This is a genomic window from Phyllobacterium sp. P5_D12, from assembly GCF_054049495.1.
This window is the reverse complement of the sequence record NZ_JBFUMG010000870.1, coordinates 1-1,314: the sequence shown is the minus strand read 5'-3', so window position 1 is coordinate 1,314 and position 1,314 is coordinate 1. Positions and strand designations below refer to the sequence as shown.

Annotated in this window: 2 protein-coding genes; both read left to right on the top strand. The window is 57.8% G+C overall.

The features are described from left to right. A partial coding sequence (locus tag ACXJ5O_RS27195; RefSeq protein WP_457302628.1) for an ABC transporter permease subunit occupies window positions 1–382 on the top strand: 382 nt, incomplete at its 5' end. Continuing rightward, window positions 379–1,161: an ABC transporter ATP-binding protein gene (locus ACXJ5O_RS27190; protein WP_457302627.1), complete on the top strand. Its 783-nt coding sequence runs from the start codon at window positions 379–381 to the stop codon at window positions 1,159–1,161. The genes ACXJ5O_RS27195 and ACXJ5O_RS27190, both read left to right, overlap by 4 nt. Window positions 1,162–1,314 lie beyond the last annotated feature (153 nt).

Genomic DNA, 1,314 nt, shown 5'->3' with positions numbered 1-1,314 from the left:
CATCCGCGGCGGGCTCTTGTCGGTTCCGCATGGCCAGATAGAAGCCGCCCGTGCGTGCGGCATGCCACGCTTTATGGTTTTCCGGCGGATTGTCCTGCCACTTGCTATCCGGCAGGCATTGCCGGGATATGGCAACGAGATGATTTCCATGGTCAAGGCGACATCGCTTGCCTCGATCATCACACTGATGGAAGTCACTGGGGTTGCCGCGAAAATCATCTCGGAAACCTACCGCGCCATCGAGGTCTTCATTGTCGCTGGCGTGATTTACCTAACCATCAATTTCCTGCTCACGCGGCTGGTGCATGTCGTCGAATACATGTTGAGCCCGCATCTTCGCGCGCCGCGACTGCAGACCCCCGTTCAAGGAGAGAGCAAATGAACGCTCAAGTGCCTGTGACCACACCAATGGCGCTCGACGTCAAGGATCTGCACAAGAGTTTCGGCAATGTCGAAGTCCTGAAAGGGATTTCCTTACGCGCACGCGAAGGCGAAGTCGTCTCGATCCTCGGGTCTTCAGGTTCCGGCAAGTCGACCCTGCTCCGCTGCATCAACCTTCTCGAAGTGCCCGATTCCGGGGACGTAACAGTCGGGGACGAGACGATCCGCATGCAGCGCACGCGCGATGGCAAAAGCCGGCCGGCGGACCAGGCGCAGGTCGAACGTATTCGCTCACAGCTCGGCATGGTGTTCCAGAGCTTCAACTTGTGGTCGCACAAGACAATCCTGGAAAATGTCATCGAAGCGCCGATCCACGTGCAGAACCGCCCGCGCAAAGAATGCGTGGAAGAGGCTGAAGCCCTTCTTGCGAAAGTCGGCATCGCTGAAAAGCGCGATCACTATCCCTCGCATCTGTCGGGTGGCCAGCAGCAACGCGCTGCAATAGCGCGCGCTCTCGCCATGCGGCCGAAGGTTATGCTCTTCGACGAACCCACCTCGGCGCTCGATCCGGAGCTTGTCGGCGAGGTGCTGCGCGTCATGCGTGGTCTGGCCGAAGAGGGCCGCACCATGCTGGTGGTCACACACGAAATGGGCTTTGCCCGCGATGTCTCAAGCCGCGTCGTCTTCCTGCACAAGGGGCTCGTCGAGGAGGACGGCCGGCCGGAACATGTTTTCGTCAACTCGAAATCCGAACGATTCAAACAGTTTATCAAAGGCTGAATTGATCAGCCGTAATCCAAAAAAGGGGAATACCTGGAAATGAAATATGCAATTCTCATTCTGAAGGCCCTGCTGCTGTCGGCGTTGGTCTTTTCATCGAGCGCCCACGCGGAAGCCAAGAAATGGACACAGATTACCATCGCAACGGAGGGC

What these genes read in the sequence shown, in the direction of transcription:
- ACXJ5O_RS27190 (WP_457302627.1), top strand. Translation starts at nt 379, where the DNA reads ATGAACGCTCAAGTGCCTGTGACCACACCAATGGCGCTCGACGTCAAG.